Genomic DNA, 1,514 nt, shown 5'->3' with positions numbered 1-1,514 from the left:
CGCTATATGGGGCAAGTGAGAGGTATTGCAGCATGATGGACAATAAGCTGAGCGAACTGAGCAAGCCTGTATTTGAAATCGAAGTTTCCGGCGGTCATTGGCTGAACTGTACATCAGGGAAGTTAACCCCTGATGCAGGTGCCGATTTCAGCGACTGGCCTGACGGAGTTAATCGCCTCTACTCGCAAGAGTACGTCTCCGCCCTGCTCGCCGACAACGAATACATGCGCTGGCGCATCAAAGAAATCGATCTGCTGTTCGGCCAAATGCTACTGACTATGCAAGCGGCGGTTATTGAAATTGAACACGGCGAAGGGCCAAGCGCTGCGATGCAGTGGATCGTCAATAAATTGATGGGGCCGGGTGAGTTTGCGCCGGATAGCGAAAAAGACGCGCAGGCATATTTCAATCGCGAGTCAGAGAAAATCGACGTTGAGTTCAGCAAGTGCATGGACTTCTTCGAATCACGACGCAAAGCCATGAAGGAGCAGAGCAATGGATAAATTCAGCGAACTAAAAGCGGCCGCAATGGCCGCAACTCAGGGGCCGTGGGAATGGTTCACAAGCAACAGCATGGCGCGATTGAGCAGCATTCCAAGTGGCAAAGATGGTGATGTGCTGAGTGCTTTTCGCGCATCCGATGGAGTGCCGTGTGTGAGCGTTAGCCAGCACGATATGGCATTCATCGCCACAGCTAACCCTGCTGCCATTCTCGCCCTGCTGGCAGAGCTGGAAGCGAAGGATGAGCGCATCGCCGAGCTGGAAGCCATCCGCGCAGACGCCTCTCAGGTGTTCAAAGAAATCGGCAACGAGCTGGGCTGCAATCCCGACAACGAGTCGATCATGATGGCTATCGATGAGCTGAAAGCCCAGGCGAAGGTTTGGGAGTCGGCAGCGACAAAGCATCTGGCACGGGCAGAAGAGGCAGAAAAGCGGCTGGCTACGCCGGTGCGGTTGCCGAACAAGAATGATGACGAGTTTTGGTTCGATGGCGTGTTCCAGGTGGCGAAGTTCGACCGTGCAGTTGAGCGGGCCATTAGCGCTGCTGGATTCAAGTTTGTGGGGGATGAGTAGCCATGCCAACACATTCAGAGTTGATTAGCTTCACGCGGGACAGAAAGGAGAACACAACGACCAGCATCTACCACACCGAGCAACATTCATATAATGCCGGATCGGTCGTCGAGCAGAATCTTGTTATCCGTGGCGGAGGCATGTTCAGGCGATATACCGCCGATATGCGTTTTGATGACTTCCCCGCCTGCGGTTCTGAGCGTGAAGCAGCACTGAAACTTGCCGATTGGATGCAGCGTCTTGGCGCTGCCATTGAAGACCACTGGAGCCAGCCATGACACGAACACTAACGACTGAGCAGTTGAGAGCAGAAATGATTGAGAAAATCGCTGTGGCGTCAGGCCTGCGGGCGCGGGATGGGCGTAATGTAGTGGCCGAGGCAATCTACGCCGAAGTTGTCGAACCATTGCTGGCGGCTAACCGGGAGGCGCAGCCGGTGG

Annotated in this window: 2 protein-coding genes and 1 pseudogene; all 3 read left to right on the top strand. The window is 54.8% G+C overall.

Going from position 1 to position 1,514, the window contains the following annotated elements:
* Positions 1 to 503 (top strand): annotated as a pseudogene (locus ACJ8IM_RS25140) (hypothetical protein); the annotation flags it as partial.
* Positions 496 to 1,074 (top strand): ead/Ea22-like family protein, encoded by a 579-nt coding sequence (locus ACJ8IM_RS25135; protein WP_172448758.1) that lies wholly within the window; start codon positions 496 to 498, stop codon positions 1,072 to 1,074. The pseudogene ACJ8IM_RS25140 and the gene ACJ8IM_RS25135, both read left to right, overlap by 8 nt.
* Before the next feature lie 2 nt (positions 1,075 to 1,076).
* The gene (locus tag ACJ8IM_RS25130) at positions 1,077 to 1,352 is read left to right on the top strand and encodes a hypothetical protein (RefSeq protein WP_101455760.1); all 276 of its coding nucleotides are present in this window, start codon (positions 1,077 to 1,079) and stop codon (positions 1,350 to 1,352) included.
* Positions 1,353 to 1,514 lie beyond the last annotated feature (162 nt).

Origin of the sequence: Serratia sp. CY33525 (assembly GCF_052169115.1) — a bacterium.
GTDB classification, from domain to species: Bacteria; Pseudomonadota; Gammaproteobacteria; order Enterobacterales; family Enterobacteriaceae; genus Serratia; species Serratia sarumanii.
The sequence above is the reverse complement of the archived record's forward strand: the minus strand, read 5'-3'. Positions and strand labels throughout refer to the sequence as shown.

Bases quoted from the DNA above. Each gene is read 5' to 3' on its own strand.
- ACJ8IM_RS25135 (WP_172448758.1), top strand. From the start codon at position 496: ATGGATAAATTCAGCGAACTAAAAGCGGCCGCAATGGCCGCAACTCAG.
- ACJ8IM_RS25130 (WP_101455760.1), top strand. From the start codon at position 1,077: ATGCCAACACATTCAGAGTTGATTAGCTTCACGCGGGACAGAAAGGAG.